This window comes from Mixta gaviniae, from assembly GCF_002953195.1.
In the GTDB taxonomy this organism is placed as follows: Bacteria; Pseudomonadota; Gammaproteobacteria; order Enterobacterales; family Enterobacteriaceae; genus Mixta; species Mixta gaviniae.
This window is the reverse complement of record NZ_CP026377.1, coordinates 399606-422074: the sequence shown is the minus strand read 5'-3', so window position 1 is coordinate 422074 and position 22469 is coordinate 399606. Positions and strand designations below refer to the sequence as shown.

Genomic DNA, 22469 nt, shown 5'->3' with positions numbered 1-22469 from the left:
CAAAGCGTCTGGCTTGCCTTTATACTACCGCGCGATTGTTTATAAACTGCCCAAACGACATAAAATGGGAAATCTCAGGTGAAGTTCGTAAAGTATTTATTGATTCTTGCAGTGTGTTGCATTTTGCTGGGCGTCGGCTCGGTTTACGGGTTGTACAAATATATTGAGCCGCAGCTACCGGATGTGAACACGCTGAAGGATGTGCGTCTGCAAACGCCAATGCAGGTTTACAGCGCCGATGGTGAGCTTATCGCCCAGTATGGCGAGAAGCGACGCATCCCATTGACGCTGGCGCAGATGCCGCCTGAGCTGGTTAAGGCCTTTATCGCCACTGAGGATAGCCGTTTCTACGAACATCACGGCGTCGATCCCATCGGCATTTTCCGTGCCGCCAGCGTGGCGCTGATCTCCGGGCACGCCTCGCAGGGCGCCAGTACCATTACCCAGCAGCTGGCGCGTAACTTCTTTCTGAGTCCTGAACGCACCCTGATGCGTAAAATCAAGGAGGCGTTCCTGGCTATCCGCATCGAACAGCTGCTCAGTAAAGATGAAATCCTCGAACTCTATCTGAACAAGATCTATCTCGGCTACCGCGCCTATGGTGTCGGCGCCGCCGCGCAGGTCTACTTCGGTAAAAATATCGATCAGCTGACTCTGAGCGAAATGGCGATGATCGCCGGGCTGCCGAAAGCGCCGTCCACCTTTAACCCGCTCTATTCCCCTACGCGCGCGCTGGCGCGTCGCAACGTAGTGCTGTCGCGCATGCTGGATCAGAACTACATCTCGCAGCAGCAATATATCGAAGCGCGCAGCGAGCCGCTGGAAGCGAGCTATCACGGTCCGGAGATCGCCTTCTCCGCGCCCTACCTGACAGAGATGGTGCGTCAGGAAATGCTGAAACGCTACGGCGAGAACGCTTATAACGACGGCTTCAAAGTCTACACCACCGTAACCCGTAAACTGCAGCTGGCGGCGCAGGAGTCGGTGCGTAACAACGTTATCGCCTACGATATGCGCCACGGCTACCGCGGCCCGGCCAATGTGCTGTGGAAAGTCGGCGAACCCGCCTGGGATACTACGCAAATCCTGAAAACGCTTAAGGCGCTGCCGGTTTACGGCCCGCTCTGGCCCGCCGTGGTGACTTCCGCTAACAGCAATGAAGCGACTGCGCTGATGCGCGACGGCAGCAGCGTCTCGCTGACAATGGATGGCGTACGCTGGGCGCGTCCCTATAAATCGGATACGCTGCAGGGCCCTGCCCGCGCAGCGTGACCCAGGTCGTGCAGCCGGGCCAGCAAATTTGGGTGCGCAAAGTGGAGAACGACTGGTGGCTGGCGCAGGTGCCTGACGTAAACTCTTCGCTGATCTCGCTTGATCCGCAAGATGGCGCGGTGCGCGCGCTGGTCGGCGGCTTCGATTTCAATCAGAGCAAATTCAACCGTGTTACTCAGTCGCTGCGCCAGGTGGGGTCGAATATCAAACCTTTCCTCTATACCGCAGCGATGGACCGTGGTCTGACGCTGGCATCGATTCTGAATGACGTGCCGATCTCGCGCTGGGATGCCGGCGCCGGTTCCGACTGGCGTCCGAAAAACTCGCCGGCGACCTACGATGGCCCGATCCGCCTGCGTCAGGGGCTGGGGCAGTCGAAAAACGTGGTGATGGTGCGCGCGATGCGTGCGATGGGCGTTGATTATGCGGCGGAGTATCTGCAGCGCTTCGGCTTCCCGGCACAGAATATCGTCCGCACGGAATCACTGGCGCTGGGCGCCGCCTCGTTTACCCCATTGCAGATGGCGCGCGGCTATGCGGTGATGGCCAACGGCGGCTTCCTGGTCGACCCTTACTTTATCCGCAAGATTGAAAATGAGAACGGCGAGACGCTGTTTGAAGCTAAACCGCGCATCGCCTGTCCGCAGTGCAATCTGCCGGTGATTTACGGCGAAACCAAAAAAGCGGTCGCGCTGGGCGAAGAGAGCGTGGAAAACGTTGCGGTCTCGCAGGAAAACCGCAATCCCGCCGTGCCGCAGCCGGCGCTGCAGCAGGTGGGCGCGGCGCAGGCCGTGGAGACGCAGCAGTACGCGCCGCACGTGATCAACACGCCACTGTCGTTCCTGATTAAAAGCGCGCTGAACTCCAATATCTTCGGCGAGCCGGGCTGGATGGGCACCGGCTGGCGTGCCGGCCGCGATCTGAAGCGCAACGATATCGGCGGCAAAACCGGTACCACTAACAGCTCGAAAGATGCCTGGTTCTCCGGCTACGGCCCGGGCGTGGTCACTACCGTCTGGATCGGCTTCGACGATCATCGCCGCGATTTAGGCCGCACCACCGCTTCTGGCGCGCTGAAAAATGAGGTCTCCGGCTATGAAGGCGGCGCCAAGAGCGCGCAGCCTGCCTGGGATGATTATATGAAAGCGGCGCTGGATGGCGTGCCGGAGCAGCCGTTGACGCCGCCGCCGGGTGTGGTCACGGCAACCATCGACCGCAGCACCGGCAAACTGGCCAACGGCGGCGGCAATACCCGTCAGGAATACTTTATCGAAGGCACCCAGCCTACCGAGTACTCCGTTCACGACGTGGGCACCACGCTGATGGACAACGGTGAAACGCACGAGCTGTTCTGACGGCGAGCGATAAAAAAAGGGGCGACCATGGTCGCCCCTTTTTTATTGCCGCGTCTCAGTACGCCAGGCGCTGCTGTTTCACCAGCCATTCGCGCGCCAGGAACAGCGCGCTGACGTTGCGCGCTTCGTTGAAATCGGGCTCCTGCAGCAGCGCCATCAGGTTATCAAGCGGCCAGCGGATCACCGGCAGCGGCTCCGGCTCATCCCCTTCCAGTTTTTCCGGATAGAGCCCTTCCGCCACGACGATATTCATTTTGCTGGAGAAGTAGGAGGGCGCCATCGTCAGCTTGCTCAGCGATTCCAGCGCGGTCGCGCCAAAGCCCGCCTCTTCTTTCAGTTCACGGTTGGCCGCTTCAAACACCGTTTCGCCGGGATCGATCAGCCCTTTCGGGAAGCCCAGCTCATAGGTTTCCAGGCCGACCACATACTCCTGAATCAGCAATAGATGATTATCGATAATTGGCACAATCATCACCGCTTCGCGCTCTGAAGGGCGCATACGTTCATACACGCGTCGCGCGCCGTTGCTGAACGCCAGATCGACCGCCTCAACGGTAAACAGACGCGAGCGGGCAACGGGCTCGACACTTAAAATTTTGGGCTTCTCTAATTCTCTAGACATGGGGACCCCAGATAACGCGCGGTTGATGATCGCCGGCCGGTCGTCGTCATGACATCAAGTTCGGCAAAAAGACATTGTGCGACAGGCATCACGGGAATCCAATCATCATATGGTTTAATTTACTTTTTTATAACAAATGCTTGTAACAGATACGGAAAAAAATTTATGCCAAAGTCAACATGCCGGAAAGAAATAGGATAATGCCGATATTTTCCTGTGCGGCTGACAGGTAACATCCCAATAAGGATTTCTGTATAGTAGTTCTAATTTTATGATTTTGTGCGCAATTTTAGTCATCAGGTTGGTTGCCTCTACTGCCCAATCCCGCCAAAATTAGTACACTCCCTACAACATAGCCCGGAGCGAGCAATAACAGTGACGGCAGCAGTTTGGCTGGAATGAGCATAGCATGAACACAATAATCATAATTCTGGGTGTAATGCTGACCTGCTCAATTATCGCAGGTGTCTGTTTTTGGTACGCCATGCGGCATCGTCCGCCTTTGGCGAAGCCGCTGCCCTTTATCAGTCCGCCCCACCGTCACCTGACGGCGGAGGAGCGCGAAGCGGTAGAACGCTATCTCGATACGCTGGCAAAAAAGCAGCGCACCATTCAGCCCGGCGGCGCCAGCGCCTCGCCGGAAATGCTGACGCTCAGCTCGCAGAGCAATAAAGTCTATCCCGTTACCCGCGCCATCACCCGTTATGGTCTCTCTACCGATGATCCGCAAAAGTGGCGCTACTATCTCGACGCGCTGGAAGTGCATCTGCCGCCGCTGTGGGAACAGTATATCGCCGAAGAGAACTTCGTTGAGTTGATCAAAACCCACTCTATTCCATTGGTGATTTCGCTTAACGGCCATTCGCTGATCAATTACGCCGGCGAACAGAGCATGCTGCCGACGGTTGCGCGCCCCAGCGCTACTAACGCCTCGATCCGCCAGGAGCAGAGTGAAAATGTTGAGCTGCTGCAGGTGCGCAAAGAGACGCCTGAAGAGCATCGTCTGTCGCGCAGCGACGGTACGCGCGAAGCGGCGGTAATCTGTTGCGGCCTGCTGCTGCTGCTGATCAGCCTGCTGACGCCGCTGATTTTTATGCCGTGGCTAATCAGCGCCAGTCTGTCGATGATTCTGGTCAGCCTGTGGTTTATGTACCGCCGTCCCGGCGAGAAGGACCTGCGTGAAATCCACTGCCTGCGCGGCGCGCCGAAGCGCTGGGGCCTGTTCAGTGAATCGAACCAGGGCCAGGTTAACAACATCTCCCTCGGTATTATCGATTTAATCTATCCGCCGCACTGGCAGCCCTATGTCACGCACGATCTTGGGCAGATTACCGATGTGGATATCTATCTGAACCGCCAGGTGGTGCGTCAGGGCCGCTTCCTGTCGCTGCAGGATGAAGTGCGTAACTTCCCGATTCAGCGCTGGAAAAAGAATATGGTGCTGGCCTGCGGCTCGCTACTGGTGCTGGCGCTGCTGATCAGCTGGGTGCCGCTGACCATGCCGCTGAAGCTGAGCGTGGCGCGGCTCACCGGCACCGAGCGCATTCAGGTCAATACGGTAGCGGAGCTGGAAGGCACCGCCCTGCATGTCGGCGACAGCTTAAAAGTCAGCGGCACCGGCATGTGTTCCGTACCTGCCAGCTACCAGAGTAACCGCAGCTACGCCTTTATGCCTTTCGACTGCTCGGCGATTTACTGGAATATGGCGTCGCCGCTGCCGTTGCCGCAGTCGGAAATTATCGATAAGGCCTCTGCCCTGCTGAACCTAACCAACCAGCAGCTGCATCCGCAAGAGGGCGCCGACAGTAAGATCAACCCACAGCTGGCCACCGCGATTCAGAAATCGGGCATGATCCTGCTGGACGACTTCGCCGATCTGGTCCTGAAAACGCAGGATCTCTGCAGCCAGCAGCAGGATTGTGTGCGGCTGAAAAACGCGCTGGTCAACCTGGGCAACGCTAAAGACTGGGAAACGCTGGTGCAGCGCGCCGGATCCGGCTCCCTTAACGGCATGAATGTGCTGCTGCGCCCGGTCAGCGCCGAAGCGCTGGAAAACCTGGTCAATACCGCCACCTCCACCTTTTTCTACCGCGAAACGCATCGCGCGGCGGAAGCGCTGAACAGCCCGCCGCCCGGCGGTTTTCTGATCGTCAGCGATGAAGGACGTCAGCTGGTGAACCATCCGCAGCCGACCGTTTCGCTGTTTGATTTCAACGCGCCGGATCAGTGGCAGGAGCTGCAGCGTCTCGCCGGCATGCTGTTGCATACGCCGTTCAGCGCCGCGGGCATCATCACCAGCCTTCATACCGATGCCAACGGCACGCAGCATATCGCCCTGCACAGCGAGCCCGACATGCTGACGCTCTGGCGTTATCTCGGCACCTCGCTGCTGCTGCTGGCACTCTGCCTGAGCGTGGTGATCAACGGCCTGCTGGCGCTGAAACGTATCCACCGCAACCGTAAACGCATCGTCGAAATTCAGCAGTACTACGACAAGTGCTTTAACCACACGCTGTCGACCATGCCGGATATGCGCCCCTTATTCTGACGCGCTATTAACTGTGCTACCCTGTCGCCCGTTTTTACCGGGCGGAGGCGGCATGGCGATTGAGATAAACTGGCGTGAGATAGATACCGTGCTGCTGGATATGGACGGCACGCTGCTCGATCTGGCGTTTGACAGCTACTTCTGGCTGACGCTGGTGCCGCAAACGTTCAGTCAGCGGCGGGGGATCTCCCTGGCTGAGGCGAACCAGTTCATTACGGCGAAATACCAGGCGGTGCAGCATACGCTAAACTGGTATTGTCTGGATTACTGGAGCCGCGAGCTGGAACTGGATATCCGCGCCATGACGTGGGAAATGCGCAGCCGGGCGACGCTGCGCGAAGACACCCTTCCCTTTTTGCAGGCCTTACGCGCCTGCGGCAAGCGCACCATTCTGCTCACCAACGCGCATCCCTGGAATCTGGACGTAAAGCTGCGGCAAACCGGGCTGGGCCAGCACCTTGATTTATTGCTATCGACCCATACATTTGGCTTTCCGAAAGAAGATCGGCGCTTATGGCAGGCCGTGCAGCAGCATACCGGCTTCGACCCGCGCCGCACGCTGTTTATAGACGACAGTGAACCGGTGCTGGACGCGGCGCAGCGCTGGGGAATCGCCTGGTGCCTGGGCGTCGGCAATCCCGATTCCGGCATGCCGACCAAAACCTTTGCTCGCCATCCGCGCGTGAGCGATTACCGAACCTTTCTCGGCGCGCTGGCGCCCCTGGTGAGGTAAACCGACGGGAGCAGTGATGAAAGAAAAATCCGCAGAAGGCGTCCGGCTCGACAAATGGCTGTGGGCAGCACGCTTTTACAAGACCCGCGCGCTGGCGCGTGAAATGATCGAGGGCGGCAAGGTTCACTATAACGGTCAGCGCAGCAAACCCAGCAAGCTGGTGGAGCTGGACGCGGAACTGAAGCTGCGTCAGGGCAACGACGAACGCACCATTATTATCCGCGCCGTTACCGATCAACGCCGTCCGGCGACGGAAGCGCAGCAGCTCTACAGCGAAACGCCGGAGAGCGTAGAAAAGCGGGAAAAGATGGCGCAGGCGCGCAAGCTGAATGCGCTTACCATGCCGCATCCCGATCGCCGGCCGGATAAAAAAGAGCGCCGCGATCTGATGAAATTCAAATTTTCTGGCGACGAATAACGCGCCGCCAACACGAGAGAAAAACTATGGCCCATCAAGACCAAATGCACCGTTACCTGTTCGAAAATCACGCGGTTCGCGGCGAGCTGGTAAATCTGTCCGACACATGGCGGGAGATCATCTCCGGGCATGATTACCCGCAGCCGGTCCAGCAACTGCTGGGCGAACTGCTGGTGGCCACCAGCCTGCTGACGGCCACGCTGAAATTCGAAGGCGACATCACCGTACAGCTGCAGGGCGACGGCGCGCTGACGCTGGCGGTGATCAACGGCAACAACCGTCAGGAGATGCGCGGCGTGGCGCGCGTGCAGGGCGAGATCGCCGACGGTAGCACGCTGAAAGAGATGGTTGGCAACGGCTATCTGGTGATCACCATTTCGCCGGAGAAAGGCGAGCGCTATCAGGGCGTGGTCGGCCTGGAAGGCGATACGCTGGCCGCCTGTCTGGAAGATTACTTTATGCGTTCCGAGCAGCTGCCGACGCGCCTGTTTATCCGCACCGGCGAGCATGAAGGCCAGCCAGGCGCGGCGGGCATCCTGCTGCAGGTGCTGCCGGCGCAGAACGCCGACCAGGAAGATTTCAACCACCTGGCGATGCTGACAGAAACCATCAAGACCGAAGAGCTGATCGGCCTGCCGGCCAACGATGTGCTGTGGCGCCTCTACAACCAGGAGGAGGTGACCATCTACGAACCGCAAAGCGTCAGCTTCAAATGCACCTGCTCGCGCGAACGCTGCGGCGAAGTGCTGCGCACCCTGCCGCAGGAAGAGGTCAACCAGATTCTGGAAGAAGATGGTCAGATCGATATGCACTGCGACTACTGTGGCAGCCACTATGTGTATGATGCAGTCGATATCGCGGCGATCCGCAACGACGCCGGCAGCAGCAGCGAACAGATCCACTGATTGCTTAGCCAGGGTGGCTTCCCCACGGGGCGGGCAACCCGTTAACGCGGCGGTAAAATCAATATAAACCTCAGCGAAAAGGCGACACCGGTCGCCTTTTTTATTAACACCTCCGGCAATGCAGGCAGAGGCGCTTTAGCCAAGCGGATCGACTGGCGGCGGCGCTTAACACAGCGAAAATGGATCGCGTTTCGCTGTAAAAATAAAATGATGTTTCATAATCGCCACGCAACAATCATAACTTTTCATCAGATTATGATGAATTTCCATAAAAAAACGTTTCGTCTCTCATTTCTGCCACTCTCTCCTTCCGCTGCATATTGACAGTAGTAGACTGCCGCAATTGTAAAGCAGCATGAATCGCTTCTTGCCGCTTTACCGCACGTGGCAGCAAGTCCCCCTACATTTGTTGCAGTACAAACCGATAAAGGAGCAGTAATATGCGCGCTAACGGCCTGACTCCACAGGACCTCGTCGCTTATGGCATCACTGATACGGTTGAAGTCATCCATAATCCCGATTATGAAACTTTATTTAAGGAAGAAACCCTGCCCGGCCTGTCAGGCTATGAGAAAGGCACGCTAACGCAGTCCGGGGCGATCGCCGTCGATACCGGTATCTTCACCGGCCGTTCGCCAAAAGATAAATATATTGTGCGCGACGACACCACGCGTGACACCCTCTGGTGGAACGATCAGGGTAAAGGCAAAAACGATAATCAGCCCCTGTCGCAGGAAACCTGGGATGCGCTGAAGGGCTATGTCACCCGCCAGCTCTCCGGCAAGCGCCTGTTCGTGATCGACGCCTGGTGCGGCGCCAACCCCGATACGCGCCTGAGCGTACGCTTTATTACCGAAGTGGCCTGGCAGGCGCACTTCGTCAAAAACATGTTTATCCGCCCCGATGAGGCGAGTCTCGCCAGCTTTACGCCCGATTTCGTGGTGATGAACGGCGCGAAATGCACCAATCCTGACTGGCAGGCGCAGGGGCTACACTCCGAGAATTTCGTCGCATTTAACCTCAGCGAAAATATGCAGCTGATCGGCGGTACCTGGTACGGCGGCGAAATGAAAAAGGGCCTGTTCGCAGTGATGAACTACCTGCTGCCGCTGAAGGGTGTCGCGTCGATGCACTGTTCGGCTAACGTCGGTGAACAAGGCGATGTAGCGGTCTTCTTCGGCCTCTCCGGCACCGGTAAAACCACCCTCTCTACCGACCCGAAACGTCAGCTGATCGGCGATGACGAGCATGGCTGGGATGACGACGGCGTGTTTAACTTCGAAGGCGGCTGCTACGCGAAAACCATCAATCTGTCAGAGCAGGCGGAGCCGGAGATCTATCACGCTATCCGCCGCGATGCGCTGCTGGAGAACGTGGTGGTGCGCGATGACGGCAGCATCGATTTCAACGACGGCAGCAAAACGGAAAATACCCGCGTCTCCTATCCGATTTATCACATCGATAATATCGTTAAGCCGGTCTCCAAAGCGGGACATGCGAAAAAGGTTATTTTCCTGACCGCCGATGCGTTTGGCGTGCTGCCGCCGGTATCGCGTCTCTCTTCCGATCAGACGCAGTATCATTTCCTCTCCGGCTTTACCGCCAAGCTGGCGGGCACCGAGCGCGGCGTTACCGAGCCGACGCCCACCTTCTCCGCCTGCTTCGGCGCCGCGTTCCTGACGCTGCACCCGACAACGTATGCGGAAGTGCTGGTGAAACGGATGCAGGCGGCGGGCGCCGACGCCTGGCTGGTGAATACCGGCTGGAACGGCACCGGTAAACGCATTTCGCTGAAGGACACGCGCGCCATCATCAACGCGATCCTCAGCGGCGAGCTGGACGGCGCGGAAACGCATACGCTGCCGGTGTTTAATCTGCAGTTCCCGTTAGCCGTGCCGGGAGTGGACAGCCACCTGCTCGATCCACGCAATACCTGGGAAGAAGCGTCGCAATGGGAAAGCCGCGCGCTTGATCTGGCGCATCGCTTTGTCGCTAACTTTGAAAAGTATACCGACACGCCCGCAGGCGCCGCCCTGGTGTCCGCCGGCCCGCAGATTTAACCCGGCTACGGCCAACAAAAACCCCGCCGAACGGCGGGTTTTTTGTTTTGGGCGGTTAGCTGACCACGGCAGGCGGCGACGCGCCGGCGGTGGGTGGCGTATCGGTTAAGGGCAGCCAGGCGCGAATGCGCAGGCCGCCGCGTTCGCTGACGCCGATATCCAGCGATCCCTGATGCGCATCGATAATACGCTGCACAATCGCCAGCCCCAGACCGGTGCCGCTGGTGCTGCGCGCGCTGTCGCCACGCACAAACGGCTGAAACAGATGTTTGAGCTGGTCCGGCTGAATACCAGGGCCGTCATCCTCAACCTGGAACCAGGCGCGCTGCAGTTCGCGGCCGCTGCTGACCTTGATCCAGCCGTTGCCGTAGCGCGCCGCGTTCACCACCATATTGGCCGCCGCGCGCTTGATAGAGAGCGGATTGATATCAAGCATCAGCTCTTCCGGCATCACCGCATCTTCAATTTCCCGCTCGTAGCCGCTTTCCGCCGCCACCACCTCATTCAGTACCGCGTTCAGGTCGGCGCGTTCGGTCTGCATCTCCTGCCCGGTGCGCAGATAATCGATAAACTGCTCAATGATGGCGTTGCACTCTTCGATATCTTTATTGATCGATTCCGCCAGGTAGCCATCCTCTTCGCCCATCATCTCCGTCGCCAGCCGGATACGGGTCAGCGGCGTACGCAAATCGTGGCTGACGCCCGCCATCAGCAGCGTGCGATCGTCCGCCAGCTGCTTCACACCTGACGCCATCTGGTTAAAGGCGCGCGTCACCGAGCGCACTTCTGAGGCGCCATACTCACGCAGCGGCGGCGGAATAATGCCTTTCCCCACCTGCAGCGCCGCATGCTCCAGATCCACCAGCGGGCGGTTCTGGATGCGGATAAACAGCCAGGCGCCGCCGATCGCCAGCAGCATGATCGCCAGCGTATAGCGGAACAGCGGCGAGAAATCGCCCTGATGGATCTCTGTCAGCGGTACGCGCACCCAGATATCGGGCGACAGCCAGGTTTTCAGCCAGACCACCGGCGAGTTCTTGTTGACCTCGACGCGCACATCGGTCGGGCCGCCGAGCTGGCGCGCCATCTGATCGCTGAGAAACTGGTAATGCTGGGCCCAGCGTAATCCGCTCTCCTCCGCCGCCGCGTTGGTATACAGAGAGATCCCCAGCTCGCGGTAAATTTCACGCCGGAACGCCGGCGGCACCTCAAGCTGCGTGCCATCCTCCAGCTGCAGCCGGTCCGTCATCAACATCCGCACTTCATACGCCAGCACTTTATTGAACTGCTGCAGGCTGGGCAGAATGGCGAAGTTCAGCACCACCAGATAGGTGGTGACAAGACTGACGAACAGCAGCGTGACGATCAGCAGCAGCGTACGCGCGAACGAACTGCGGGGAGAAAAGCGGAGTCGCTTCATGCTTTCGTGCCGTCCGGAACGAAGACGTAGCCCAGACCCCAAACGGTCTGGATATAGCGCGGATGCGCCGGATCTTCTTCCACCATGCGACGCAGACGCGAAATCTGCACGTCGATGGAGCGTTCCATGGCGCTGTATTCGCGCCCGCGGGCGAGGTTCATCAGCTTATCGCGCGACAGCGGCTCGCGCGGGTGGCTCACCAGCGCTTTCAGCACCGCGAACTCACCGCTGGTCAACGGCATCGGCTCATCTTCGCGGAACATTTCGCGGGTACCGAGGTTGAGTTTGAATTTGCCGAAGGCGATAACCGCTTCTTCTTGCGACGGCGCGCCCGGCAGCTCATTGGCCTGGCGGCGCAGCACCGCGCGGATGCGCGCCAGCAGTTCACGCGGGTTGAACGGCTTGGGAATGTAGTCGTCCGCGCCGATCTCCAGCCCGACAATGCGATCAACCTCTTCGCCTTTCGCCGTTACCATAATGATCGGCATCGGGTTGCTCTGGCTGCGCAAGCGACGGCAGATAGAGAGGCCATCTTCCCCTGGCAACATCAGATCAAGCACCATCAGGTGAAAGGATTCGCGGGTTAACAGGCGATCCATTTGCTCGGCGTTAGCCACGCTGCGCACCTGAAAACCCTGCTCGGTCAGATAACGTTCCAGCAGCGCGCGCAGGCGCATGTCATCATCGACGACCAGAATTTTGTAGTTCTCTTGCATTTCGATACTCCCAAAGGCGCTATTGCCCGAGCTGGTATTGTTAAAAAAGAAGCGTAACTGTGACAGCCATTATTGGTTTATATTCTAGCCGAAATTGTTACAAAGCATATTAAACAGCAGCTTATAGCGCGTTTAATTCACTTTTACGCTATCCGATTATTCGCAGGGCCGCGATCCGGCTTTTCTGAAATAGCGCCTGAAACTCTGCTTTCGGCTGGCGCGGATCGCCTGACGTCCATATTTGCTTCAATAAACAGTAAGTTATCAACCCTGTCGCCGGTTATTTGCCGCGAGGCGTTTTTGCCCGCCGGTTTTCCTCATCAGATTAACGCGCCCTGAGTCCAACTATTAGCAGAAAATCCGGCATTTATTTATTTGCCGTTACGCTGAGCCAGGAATAGTCGCAGGGCACAAACTGTCGATCCAGCAATAACTTAACGCAGGCCGAATGGTTAAAAAACAACGCTTTTCAGCCCACGGCGGCAAACCTATATTCATCCCGGCACACTTTCTTCATTTATTCATCAGCCGGGAATCATCATGAACAAAATAATGCTCATTTGCTCACTGGCGTTATTCGCCAGCGGTTATGTAATGGCCAACGAACCCGCCGGCGGCGAGGCAGCTGGCGCTCAGGCGACCGCCGAAGCGAAAGGCAACTCCGACGCGGAAGGCGTCGCGGTCGTCGGCGCACTGCTGGGCCTTGCGCTGGCGACAGCGGGCGGCGGCGATGGCTCCACCACAGCAACGACCACGACCACCAGCACCGTTCCACATTAAATAACGCCTTTCACCGGGCATGACAACCATAACGGCTTTACCGTTCAGAACCCTCATTGCTGTAGTCTTTCGCCACCGGAGAATAAGCACGGCCCTGGCTTTATTTAAAAAGTCATTATTCTCCGTCTCTTTTTTCTTACCCTGCGCTCAGGCGTCGCCGTGGTCCGCCTGGCGATATTCAATGGCGTTCACAAACCAGATTTTCTCGCCTTCCGGCGTTGGCACGCTCACCTCGTCGTCCACTTCCTTTTTGATCAGCGCGCGCGCCATCGGCGAATCGACGGAGATATAGCCTTTCGCATCGCCATAAATCTCATCCGGCCCGACAATGCGGAAGCGCTTCACTTCACCCTGCTCGTTTTCCACCTCTACCCAGGCGCCGAAAAAGACCTTGCCCTCTTGCTGGGGGGAGTAATCGACAATTTTCAGCTCCGCCAGGCATTTGCGCAGGTAACGCACCCGACGGTCGATCTGACGCAGCAGACGCTTGTTGTAAGTGTAATCGGCGTTTTCCGAGCGGTCGCCCAGGCTGGCTGCCCAGGAGACGATTTTCGTGATCTCCGGGCGCTTCTCTTTCCACAGATAATCGTGTTCCGCTTTAAGCTTGTTATACCCTTCGCGGGTGATCAGTTGAGTTTTCACACGGCAATCCTGTCTGCTGAACCTAACGGCCGGGCGGCCGTCGCCGCCCCTTTACGCTCATGGTACAACAACCGCCCCGACAGGGGTAAACCGCGCTCGGAATATGGCTTAAAGCGCGCCGCATCGCTGGCAATTTCAGCCGTCAATCCGTATAACTGTCCCCTGTTTCTTACACTGTGCTAGCAAGATAGTTGAACCGATGATGAATGATTCGCTGAGCCGCATTATTGCGGGTGAACTTCAGGCGCGCGCTGAACAAGTTGACGCCGCAATCCGCCTGTTGGATGAAGGGAATACCGTGCCGTTTATCGCACGTTATCGTAAGGAAGTAACCGGCGGGCTTGATGATACCCAGCTGCGACAGCTGGAGACCCGTCTGGGTTATCTGCGCGAGCTGGAGGATCGTCGCCAGGCGATTCTGAAATCTGTTGCCGACCAGGGCAAACTCAGCGATGAACTCGCCGCCGCGATCAACGGCACCCTGAGCAAAACCGAACTCGAAGACCTCTACCTGCCCTATAAGCCGAAACGCCGCACGCGCGGCCAGATCGCCATTGAGGCGGGCCTGGAGCCGCTGGCTGAGACGCTCTGGCAGGATCCCTTTCAGGAGCCGGAGCAGCTGGCCGCGCGCTTTGTCGACGCGGAGAAAGGCGTGGCCGACGTCAAAGCGGCGCTGGACGGCGCGCGTTATATTCTGATGGAGCGCTTCGCGGAAGACGCCGCGCTGCTGGCGAAAGTGCGCGACTACCTGTGGAAAAACGCGCATCTGGTTTCCCGCGTGGTAGAGGGTAAAGAAGAAGAAGGCGCCAAGTTCCGCGATTACTTCGACCATCATGAAGCGCTGGCCACCGTGCCTTCGCACCGCGCGCTGGCAATGTTCCGTGGCCGCAACGAAGGCGTGCTGCAGCTGGCGCTCAATCCCGATCCGCAGTTTGACGAGCCGCCGCGCGAAAGCTACGGCGAGCAGCTGATCGCCACGCATCTCAACCTGCGCCTGAACAACGCGCCGGCGGACGGCTGGCGTAAAGCGGTGGTCAGCTGGACCTGGCGTATCAAGGTGCTGCTGCATCTGGAAACCGAGCTGATGGGCAGCGTGCGCGAACGTGCGGAAGAAGAAGCGATCAACGTCTTCGCCCGTAACCTGCACGACCTGCTGATGGCGGCACCGGCCGGCATGCGCGCGACCATGGGGCTCGATCCTGGCCTGCGCACTGGGGTAAAAGTAGCGGTGGTGGACGCCACCGGCAAACTGGTCGCCACCGATACCGTCTATCCGCATACCGGCCAGGCGGCGAAAGCGGCGGCGGCAGTTGCGGCGCTGTGTATCCGCCATCAGGTGGAGCTGGTGGCGATCGGCAATGGCACCGCCTCGCGCGAAACGGAGCGCTTCTTCCTCGATCTGCAGAAGCAGTTCCCGCAGATTACCGCGCAGAAGGTAGTGGTCAGCGAGGCGGGCGCGTCGGTCTACTCCGCCTCCGAGCTGGCGGCGCTGGAGTTCCCCGACCTGGATGTGTCGCTGCGTGGCGCGGTCTCTATCGCCCGCCGCCTGCAGGATCCGCTGGCGGAGCTGGTAAAAATCGATCCGAAATCGATCGGCGTCGGCCAGTATCAGCATGATGTCAGCCAGAGCATGCTGGCGAAGAAGCTGGATGCCGTGGTGGAGGATTGCGTAAACGCCGTCGGCGTCGATCTTAATACCGCTTCCGTGGCACTGCTGACCCGCGTCGCCGGTCTGACGCGCATGATGGCGCAGAATATCGTCAGCTGGCGCGATGAAAACGGCCGTTTCCAGAACCGTCAGCAGCTGCTGAAGGTAAGTCGTCTCGGCCCGAAAGCCTTTGAACAGTGCGCCGGCTTCTTGCGCATCAACCACGGCGATAATCCGCTGGACGCCTCAACGGTGCATCCGGAAGCCTACCCGGTGGTGGAACGCATCCTTGAAGCCACCCGCCAGTCGCTGCGCGATCTGATGGGCAATCCCGGCGAGCTGCGCAACCTCAAAGCGGTGGATTTCACTACCGAACGCTTCGGCGTGCCGACGGTCAGCGATATCCTGAAAGAGCTGGAGAAGCCGGGCCGCGATCCGCGTCCCGAGTTTAAAACCGCGCAGTTTGCGGAAGGCGTGGAAACCCTGAACGACCTGATGCCGGGCATGGTGCTGGAAGGCGCGGTCACCAACGTCACCAACTTCGGCGCCTTTGTCGATATCGGCGTCCATCAGGATGGCCTGGTGCATATCTCTTCGCTCTCCGATAAGTTTGTCGAAGATCCGCATACGGTGGTCAAGGCAGGCGATATCGTGAAGGTAAAAGTGCTGGAAGTGGATCTACAGCGCAAACGCATCGCCCTGACCATGCGTCTGGACGAGCAGCCGGGCGAAAGCGCCTCGCGCGGCGCACCGCGCACACCGGGGCGCGACAATAACCGTCCGGCCGCCAGGCCGCGTCAGCGCGCCGCCGCGTCGGCGCCGGGCAACAGCGCGATGGGCGACGCGCTGGCCGCCGCCTTCGGCAAAAAGCGCTAAAACTGAAGGGCGGCGCCCGCCGCCCTTACGCTTTTTTGCTCTACGTCAACACTAACGAGAATTATTATCATTAGTATGGTGCCGTTTTGTTATTGTCGCGCAATGCGACGGTTCATGAGGTACCCGCCATGTCACTGCTTGCCCGTCAGTCTTATCAAATTCTCGGCTTTTCGCCCGCAGTCAGGCCCGCCTGGCGTCAAAAGCTGCTCTCCCTGGGCCTGCTGCCCGGCGCCTGTTTTGAAGTAGTGCGCATCGCGCCGCTGGGCGATCCGTTGCAGATTCAGGCGGGTCGCGTCAGCCTGATGCTGCGTAAAAAGGATTTGGCGCTGCTGCAGCTGCAGCCGGTCGCAGGCAAGGAGGCGGCATGAAGAGCGTTACCGTCGGTCTGTTAGGCAACCCTAACGCCGGGAAAACCACGCTGTTCAACCAGCTGACCGGCGCACGCCAGCGTGTCGGCAACTGGGCAGGCGTGACCGTGGAACGTAAAGAGGGCTTCTTCACCGCAGGCCGCACCCGCGTTAACCTTATCGACTTGCCCGGCACCTATTCGCTGACCACCATCTCCCGTCAGGCGTCGATTGACGAACAGATCGCCTGCCACTTTGTGCTGAGCCAGCAGGCAGACCTGCTGATCAACGTGGTGGACGCCTGCAATCTGGAGCGCAATCTCTACCTTACCCTGCAACTGCGCGAGCTGGGCGTGCCCTGCATCGTGGCGCTGAACATGCTTGATATGGCGGAAAGCCAGCGCATCACCATTGATGTCGCGGCGCTCTCTGAGCGCCTCGGCTGTCCGGTGGTGCCGGTGATCTCCACGCGCGGCAGCGGTCTTGATAAATTAAAACAGCTGATCAATCACGGCGTTGAGGCGGGCTCGCCGCTGGCGGTGGATTATCCGCCGGCGCTGGACGCCGCCGCCGACCAGCTGGCCGCCGCGATGCCGGTGAGCGAAAGCCGTCAGCGCCGACGCTGGCTGGCGCTGCAGCTGCTGGAGGGCGACGTCTATAGCCATCAACAGGTCGGCGATCTGGCGCTGCAGCGGTTGACAACGCTGACGTGTGAGCTGCCGCTCGATCCCGCCGTAGCCATCGCCGCCGCGCGCTACCAGCGCCTTTCCGCGCTATGCGTTGCGGTCAGCAATCAGCATCTCGCCGCGCCGCATCAGCTGTCGCAGCGCCTGGATCGCCTGGTGCTAAACCGCTGGCTCGGTATTCCGATCTTTTTGTTGATGATGTACCTGATGTTTCTGCTGGCGATCAATATCGGCGGCGCGCTGCAGCCGCTGTTTGATATCGGCTCGACGGCGCTGTTTATCCACGGCACCCAGTGGCTCGGCTATACGCTGCACTTCCCCGCCTGGCTGACGCTGTTTCTCGCCCAGGGGATCGGCGGCGGCATTAATACCGTGCTGCCGCTGGTGCCGCAGATCGGCCTGATGTATCTGTTCCTCTCCTTTATGGAGGATTCCGGCTATATGGCGCGCGCCGCCTTTGTCGTCGACCGGCTGATGCAGTCGCTCGGCCTGCCGGGCAAATCCTTTGTGCCGCTGATTGTCGGCTTCGGCTGCAACGTGCCGTCGGTCATGGGCGCGCGTACCCTGGACGCGACGCGCGAACGGCTGATCACCATTATGATGGCACCCTTTATGTCCTGCGGCGCGCGGCTGGCGATCTTCGCGGTGTTCTCCGCCGCCTTCTTCGGCGCGCACGGAGCGCTGATCGTCTTCAGCCTCTACCTGACCGGCATCGTCATGGCGATCGCCACCGGCCTGCTGTTGAAATATACGCTGCTGCGCGGCGAGGCGTCGCCGTTTGTCATGGAGTTGCCAAGCTGGCATGTGCCGCACCTGAAAAGCCTGCTGCTGCAGGCCTGGCAGCGTCTGCGCGGCTTTGTGCTGCGCGCCGGAAAAGTGATTATTGTCGCCAGCGTACTGATCGGCGGTCTGAACAGCTTTTCGTTCAACGGCCAGCCGGTCGACACCATCAACGATTCGGCGCTGGCCAGCGTCAGCCGGGTATTAACGCCGCTGCTGGCGCCGATCGGCATTCATCCCGATAACTGGCAGGCGACGGTCGGCCTGCTTACCGGCGCGATGGCGAAAGAGGTGGTGGTCGGCACCCTGAATACCCTCTATACCGCCGATGCGCTGCATGAAGAGCCGTTCGACGCCGCCGGCTGGCGTCTGACGGCGGAGCTGAAAGATGCGGTAACCGAAACCTGGCAGGGGCTGCAGGAGACGCTGAGCCTGAGCGTGCTGGCGAACCCGATTGAAGCCAGCAAGGGCGACGGCGAAATGGCCGGCGGCGCGATGGGACAGATGCACCGGCAGTTCGGCAGCGACGCCGCCGCCTTCAGCTATCTGCTGTTCGTGCTGCTCTATGTGCCCTGCGTATCGGTGATGGGTGCCATCGCCCGTGAAAGCAGCCGCCGCTGGATGAGCTTCTCCATTTTCTGGGGCTGAACGTCGCCTGGTCGCTTGCGACGCTGTTCTGGCAGTTCTCGCGCATCGGCGAACGGCCGCTGGCCAGCAGCCTGACGATCCTGCTGGTGCTGCTGTTCAACGGCGCGCTGCTGTTGGCGCTGCGCCGTGTTCGCCTGCCGCCGCAGCGCATTCCCGTCAGGGTGCTGCCGGTAGAAAACTACGAGGCGCCGCTAAAAAGCGGCAGTTGTCACTAGCCGGAAGTAAGGTTGCGAATTCAGCCCAGCGGTCTACAGTAAAAACTAACGCCTCTCCCAACCTGACGCTGTGGCCCGCTGGGTAAACATGGATATTATCAATAACTTAATCGATAAGATCTACCAAGACACCTTCCCGATGGGCGCGCGGGAGCGACTGCTTTCGCATATCCGCGCCGCCCGCGATGCGATAAAAAAACCGCGCAAGCCGCACTGGGATGAAAAAGATGTGGTGCTGATCACCTATGCCGATCAGTTCCGCGAGCCGGAAGCGCCGACGCTGGCCACCTTTTCGCGCTTTTATCAGCAGCATCTGCAATCCACCTTCAGTCTGGTTCATCTGCTGCCGTTTTTCCCCTGGTCCTCCGACGACGGCTTTTCGGTGATTGATTACCATCAGGTGAACCCGATCTGCGGCGAATGGCGTAACGTGGCCGAACTGCATACCCACACGCGGCTGATGTTCGATTTCGTCTGCAACCACATCTCCGCCCACAGCGCCTGGTTTAAACATTACCTGGCCTGCGATCCCGGCTGGGACGATTTTTTTATCAGTATGCCGCCCGGCACCGATCTGAGCGGCGTGACCCGGCCGCGCACTTCGCCGCTGCTGACGCCGTTTCTGCGCGCTAACGGCGAGACTCACTATATCTGGACTACCTTCAGTGCCGATCAGATCGATCTGAACTTCGCCAGCCCTGAAGTGCTGATCCGCATGGTGGATGTGCTGCTGGAGTACCTGAAAAAAGGGGCGGACTACGTGCGCCTTGATGCCGTCGGCTATATGTGGAAAACCCCCGGCACCCGCTGTATTCACCTGCAAAACACCCATCTGCTGGTGAAGCTGTTCCGCGCCATTGCGAACGCCGTCGCGCCCGGTACGGTGATTATCACCGAAACCAACGTGCCGCATCAGGACAACATCAGCTACTTTGGCAATGGGCAGGATGAGGCGCAGATGGTGTATCAGTTCACCCTGCCGCCGCTGGTGCTGCACGCTATCCATAACGGCTCGGCGCGCGCACTGCGTCAGTGGGCCGCCGGGCTCGATCTCAGCGGCGGCGGCACGACCTTCTTTAACTTTCTCGCCTCTCACGACGGCATCGGGCTGAACCCGGCGCGCGGCATTCTGCCGGAGGTGGAAATCGTCTCGCTGGTACGCGACCTGGCGCTGGAAGGCGCACTGGTCTCTTATAAAAACAACCCGGACGGCACCACCAGCCCGTATGAAATCAACGTGACCTATATGGATGCGTTGAACAAGCAGGATGATGACGACGACACGCGTATCCGCCGCTTTATGCTGGCGCACGCTATCCTGCTGGCCTTCCCCGGCGTGCCGGCTATCTATATCCAGAGTATTCTGGGCTCGCGTAATGATGTCGAGGGCGTGCGGGTGGCGGGCCACAACCGCGCCATCAATCGGGAGAAATATGCGCTGTCGTTTATAGAAAAAGCGCTGTCGGGCGCAGATTACCTGCGGCAGCAGATCTTTAACCGCCTCAGCGCGCTGATCCAGCTGCGTACCCGTCAGGCGGCGTTTCATCCTGATAATCCGATGGCGATCCTTGAGAGCGATAATGCGCTGCTGCTGATGCGACGCCATACGCCGGACGGGGAAAATAACCTGCTGTGCGTGTTTAATCTGAGCGGGAAAAGCGTGAACGCCGTGCTGCCGGAGGCGAAGAAGTATCGGGATATTATCGAACAGAAGATTATTGACGGCACGCAGCCGGTTACGCTGCCGCCGTGGCACTACCTGTGGCTGAAAGGATAGCAGGCGCAGCTATCGCGCCTGTGCCTGACAACATCTTACTTATAGACGTCTGCCGTCGCGCTGAAGCGGCCATGCTCGCGGCCGGCGATGATGACGTAGTACTGACCGCCTTTCTCATCCGCCATTTTTGACAGCTCGCGTTTGGCATCCATCGGCGATGTGGTTTCCGCCGTGGTGTTTACCGTGCCGATTTTCTCCAGATTCATCTTTTGCGCTTCTTCTTTAGTTACCTCTTTCGCCGCCAGCACGGAGAAAGAGAGGCCGCCCAGCAGGCAGGTAACTGCAACAGTTTTGATCATATTCATAGCACACCTTCGTCTTATAGTTGACCGATTGTCCCAACGGCCGCCGAATGAATACAATGAGATAGGGAATAAAGCGCCCTGCTCCCTGGGTGACTTATAAAAAGTCATGGTCAGCGGCCTTGCTCAGCATCAAGTATTAACGCCAGGTGATATTTTTCCAGTTAAAGCGATAAACTTTCTTAAACTGAATGACTAAAACGCGCTACCGCTTCGCAAAACGCCTGCGGATGAGAAATAAAAGGCGCGTGCGCCGCTTTCTCTATGACCAGCGACGCGCTCTGCGGCCAGCGCGCATCCAGCAGCGCCGCCGTTTTACGCGGCACCAGCCCATCCAGATAGCCGTAGATGCGCAGCAGCGGCACCGACAGCGCATCCATCTCCTCGCGCAGATCGACGCTGCGTAATATCTCCAGTCCGCCCGCCAGCACCTCTACCGGCGGGATTGGCTGCGACAGCACCACCTCTTTCAGCGTGCGCGCATCCTGACGGGCGTTTTGCGTGCCGAGCGTCTGCAGCGCCAGAAAGCGTTCGACGGTACGCTGATAATCTTCGCTCAGCTGCTGCTGGAAACTCGCCAGCGTATCGGGTTTGATGCCCGGCCACTGTGCGTCGTCTGCGGTAAAACGCGGCGAGGAGGCGACGGTAATCAGGCGCGCCACCCGCTGCGGATAGCGCAGCGCCAGCCGGCTGGCCACCAGGCCGCCCAGCGACCAGCCCAGCAGCGTCGCCTTTTCCGGCAGCCGCGGCAGCAGCGCCTCCGCCATCTCATCCAGCGTCAGGGCGCCGAACCCCTGGCTGCGACCAAAGCCGGGCAGGTCAACAAGATGCAGACGAAACTGTGCGCTGAGCGGCTCAGCAATGCAACGCCATACCTCCGCATTCAGTCCCCATCCGTGAAGCAGCACAAGATCGCTATCGCCGGTGCCGGTGGTGTGCCAGTAAAGCTGGGTCATCAGGTATTGTCTCATCATTACTCAATCAGGGAGGTCGCTATGCTACCAATGCAGGGAGGCTGTTGGCTATGCCAGACGCCGCTGAAACTCACCGCGCACGGGCTGTGCAGCTACTGCCTGCGCGCGCTGCCGCCGCGGCCGCGCTGCTGTGTGCGCTGCGGGCTGCCGGTGGGCGATTCCCGTCGCGTCTGCGGGCGCTGCCTGCGGCATCCGCCTCCCTGGCAACAGCTGGTGGCGGTCAGCGATTACCGGCCACCGGTGAGCCAGCTGGTTGCGCGCCATAAATTCTCCGGCGTCACCGCACTCTCTGTGATGCTGGCGCGGCTGATTTTGCTAAGCTGGTTATCAGCACGACGCGAACGCGGCCTGCGGCGGCCCGATCTGCTGCTGGCCGTTCCGTTGCATCGCCGCCGCGCCTGGCGACGGGGTTTCAATCAGGCCGATCTGCTGGCAAGGCCGCTGGCGCGCTGGCTGGGCTGCGATTATCGTCCGGACGGCCTGAGCCGCCGTGCCGCGCGCGTTCAGCATCGGCTCAGCGCCGGGGCGCGCAGGCATAACCTGCGCAACGCTTTTCGCCTTGAAATTCCGGTGCGCGATCGCCATATCGCTTTGATTGATGATGTGGTCACCACCGGCAGCACGGTGGCGGAAATCAGCCGTCAGCTGCTGCATGCCGGCGCCGCCAGCGTCCAGGTTTGGTGCCTGTGCCGTACCTTGTAGAGCGTCGGCGATGGGCGTATTATAACCAACTAAATTAGTCAAC

Annotated in this window: 16 protein-coding genes and 2 pseudogenes; 12 read left to right on the top strand and 6 right to left on the bottom strand. The window is 59.3% G+C overall.

Features of this window, described 5'->3' with window-relative positions; translation table 11 throughout:
• Positions 1-78: 78 nt before the first annotated feature.
• Positions 79-2627 (top strand): annotated as a pseudogene (mrcA, locus tag C2E15_RS01790) (peptidoglycan glycosyltransferase/peptidoglycan DD-transpeptidase MrcA).
• Between the two features lie 55 nt (positions 2628-2682).
• On the opposite strand, the gene nudE reads toward mrcA, so the two are convergent.
• Positions 2683-3249, bottom strand: a complete 567-nt coding sequence (nudE, locus tag C2E15_RS01785; protein ID WP_104955893.1) for an ADP compounds hydrolase NudE — start codon at positions 3247-3249, stop codon at positions 2683-2685.
• A gap of 409 nt (positions 3250-3658) precedes the next feature.
• Here nudE and C2E15_RS01780 point away from each other — a divergent pair, with 409 nt between their 5' ends.
• The 5 genes from C2E15_RS01780 to pckA all read left to right on the top strand — a co-directional run bounded on the left by C2E15_RS01780 (position 3659) and on the right by pckA (position 9913).
• Positions 3659-5797 carry an intracellular growth attenuator family protein gene (locus tag C2E15_RS01780; protein WP_104955892.1) on the top strand — a complete coding sequence of 713 codons (2139 nt, stop codon included), beginning with the start codon at positions 3659-3661 and terminating at the stop codon, positions 5795-5797.
• Between the two features lie 52 nt (positions 5798-5849).
• A complete protein-coding gene (yrfG, locus tag C2E15_RS01775) occupies positions 5850-6530 on the top strand; it encodes a GMP/IMP nucleotidase (protein WP_104955891.1) in 681 nt (226 codons plus the stop codon).
• A 16-nt stretch (positions 6531-6546) separates the two neighbouring features.
• Entirely contained in the window at positions 6547-6948 is a 402-nt protein-coding gene (gene hslR / locus C2E15_RS01770) for a ribosome-associated heat shock protein Hsp15 (RefSeq protein ID WP_104955890.1), read from the top strand.
• 26 nt (positions 6949-6974) lie between these two features.
• Complete coding sequence (hslO, locus tag C2E15_RS01765; protein ID WP_104955889.1) at positions 6975-7853, top strand: Hsp33 family molecular chaperone HslO; 879 nt, start codon at positions 6975-6977, stop codon at positions 7851-7853.
• A gap of 440 nt (positions 7854-8293) precedes the next feature.
• Positions 8294-9913, top strand: a complete 1620-nt coding sequence (gene pckA, locus C2E15_RS01760) for a phosphoenolpyruvate carboxykinase (ATP) (RefSeq protein ID WP_104955888.1) — start codon at positions 8294-8296, stop codon at positions 9911-9913.
• A gap of 55 nt (positions 9914-9968) precedes the next feature.
• On the opposite strand, the gene envZ is transcribed toward pckA, so the two are convergent.
• Entirely contained in the window at positions 9969-11333 is a 1365-nt protein-coding gene (gene envZ / locus C2E15_RS01755; RefSeq protein ID WP_104955887.1) for a two-component system sensor histidine kinase EnvZ, read from the bottom strand.
• Positions 11330-12049, bottom strand: a complete 720-nt coding sequence (gene ompR, locus C2E15_RS01750; protein WP_038629697.1) for an osmolarity response regulator transcription factor OmpR — start codon at positions 12047-12049, stop codon at positions 11330-11332. The genes envZ and ompR overlap by 4 nt, the downstream gene beginning before the upstream one ends.
• Positions 12050-12589: 540 nt before the next feature.
• Here ompR and yjbE point away from each other — a divergent pair.
• Complete coding sequence (gene yjbE / locus C2E15_RS01745; protein ID WP_425438024.1) at positions 12590-12829, top strand: exopolysaccharide production protein YjbE; 240 nt, start codon at positions 12590-12592, stop codon at positions 12827-12829.
• 147 nt (positions 12830-12976) lie between these two features.
• On the opposite strand, the gene greB is transcribed toward yjbE, so the two are convergent.
• Positions 12977-13471 (bottom strand): transcription elongation factor GreB, encoded by a 495-nt coding sequence (greB, locus tag C2E15_RS01740; RefSeq protein ID WP_104955885.1) that lies wholly within the window; start codon positions 13469-13471, stop codon positions 12977-12979.
• 199 nt (positions 13472-13670) lie between these two features.
• On the opposite strand from greB, the gene C2E15_RS01735 reads away from it, so the two are divergent.
• The 4 genes and pseudogenes from C2E15_RS01735 to C2E15_RS01720 all read left to right on the top strand — a co-directional run bounded on the left by C2E15_RS01735 (position 13671) and on the right by C2E15_RS01720 (position 20448).
• Complete coding sequence (locus tag C2E15_RS01735; RefSeq protein WP_104955884.1) at positions 13671-15995, top strand: Tex family protein; 2325 nt, start codon at positions 13671-13673, stop codon at positions 15993-15995.
• Positions 15996-16123: 128 nt separating this feature from the next.
• Positions 16124-16363 (top strand): ferrous iron transporter A, encoded by a 240-nt coding sequence (gene feoA, locus C2E15_RS01730; protein WP_104955883.1) that lies wholly within the window; start codon positions 16124-16126, stop codon positions 16361-16363.
• A pseudogene (feoB, locus tag C2E15_RS01725) lies at positions 16360-18671 on the top strand (Fe(2+) transporter permease subunit FeoB). The gene feoA and the pseudogene feoB overlap by 4 nt, the downstream one beginning before the upstream one ends.
• 88 nt (positions 18672-18759) lie before the next feature.
• Positions 18760-20448 (top strand): alpha-amylase family glycosyl hydrolase, encoded by a 1689-nt coding sequence (locus C2E15_RS01720; protein WP_104955882.1) that lies wholly within the window; start codon positions 18760-18762, stop codon positions 20446-20448.
• A 35-nt stretch (positions 20449-20483) separates the two neighbouring features.
• Here the strand turns inward: C2E15_RS01720 and C2E15_RS01715 are convergent, their stop codons facing one another.
• On the bottom strand, positions 20484-20753 hold the full coding sequence (locus C2E15_RS01715) for a YdgH/BhsA/McbA family protein (protein ID WP_104955881.1): 270 nt from the start codon (positions 20751-20753) through the stop codon (positions 20484-20486).
• Positions 20754-20932: 179 nt separating this feature from the next.
• Entirely contained in the window at positions 20933-21706 is a 774-nt protein-coding gene (gene bioH / locus C2E15_RS01710; protein ID WP_104955880.1) for a pimeloyl-ACP methyl ester esterase BioH, read from the bottom strand.
• Positions 21707-21745: 39 nt separating this feature from the next.
• Here bioH and gntX point away from each other — a divergent pair, with 39 nt between their 5' ends.
• A complete protein-coding gene (gene gntX, locus C2E15_RS01705; RefSeq protein WP_104955879.1) occupies positions 21746-22426 on the top strand; it encodes a DNA utilization protein GntX in 681 nt (226 codons plus the stop codon).
• The last annotated feature ends 43 nt before the right edge of the window (positions 22427-22469 follow it).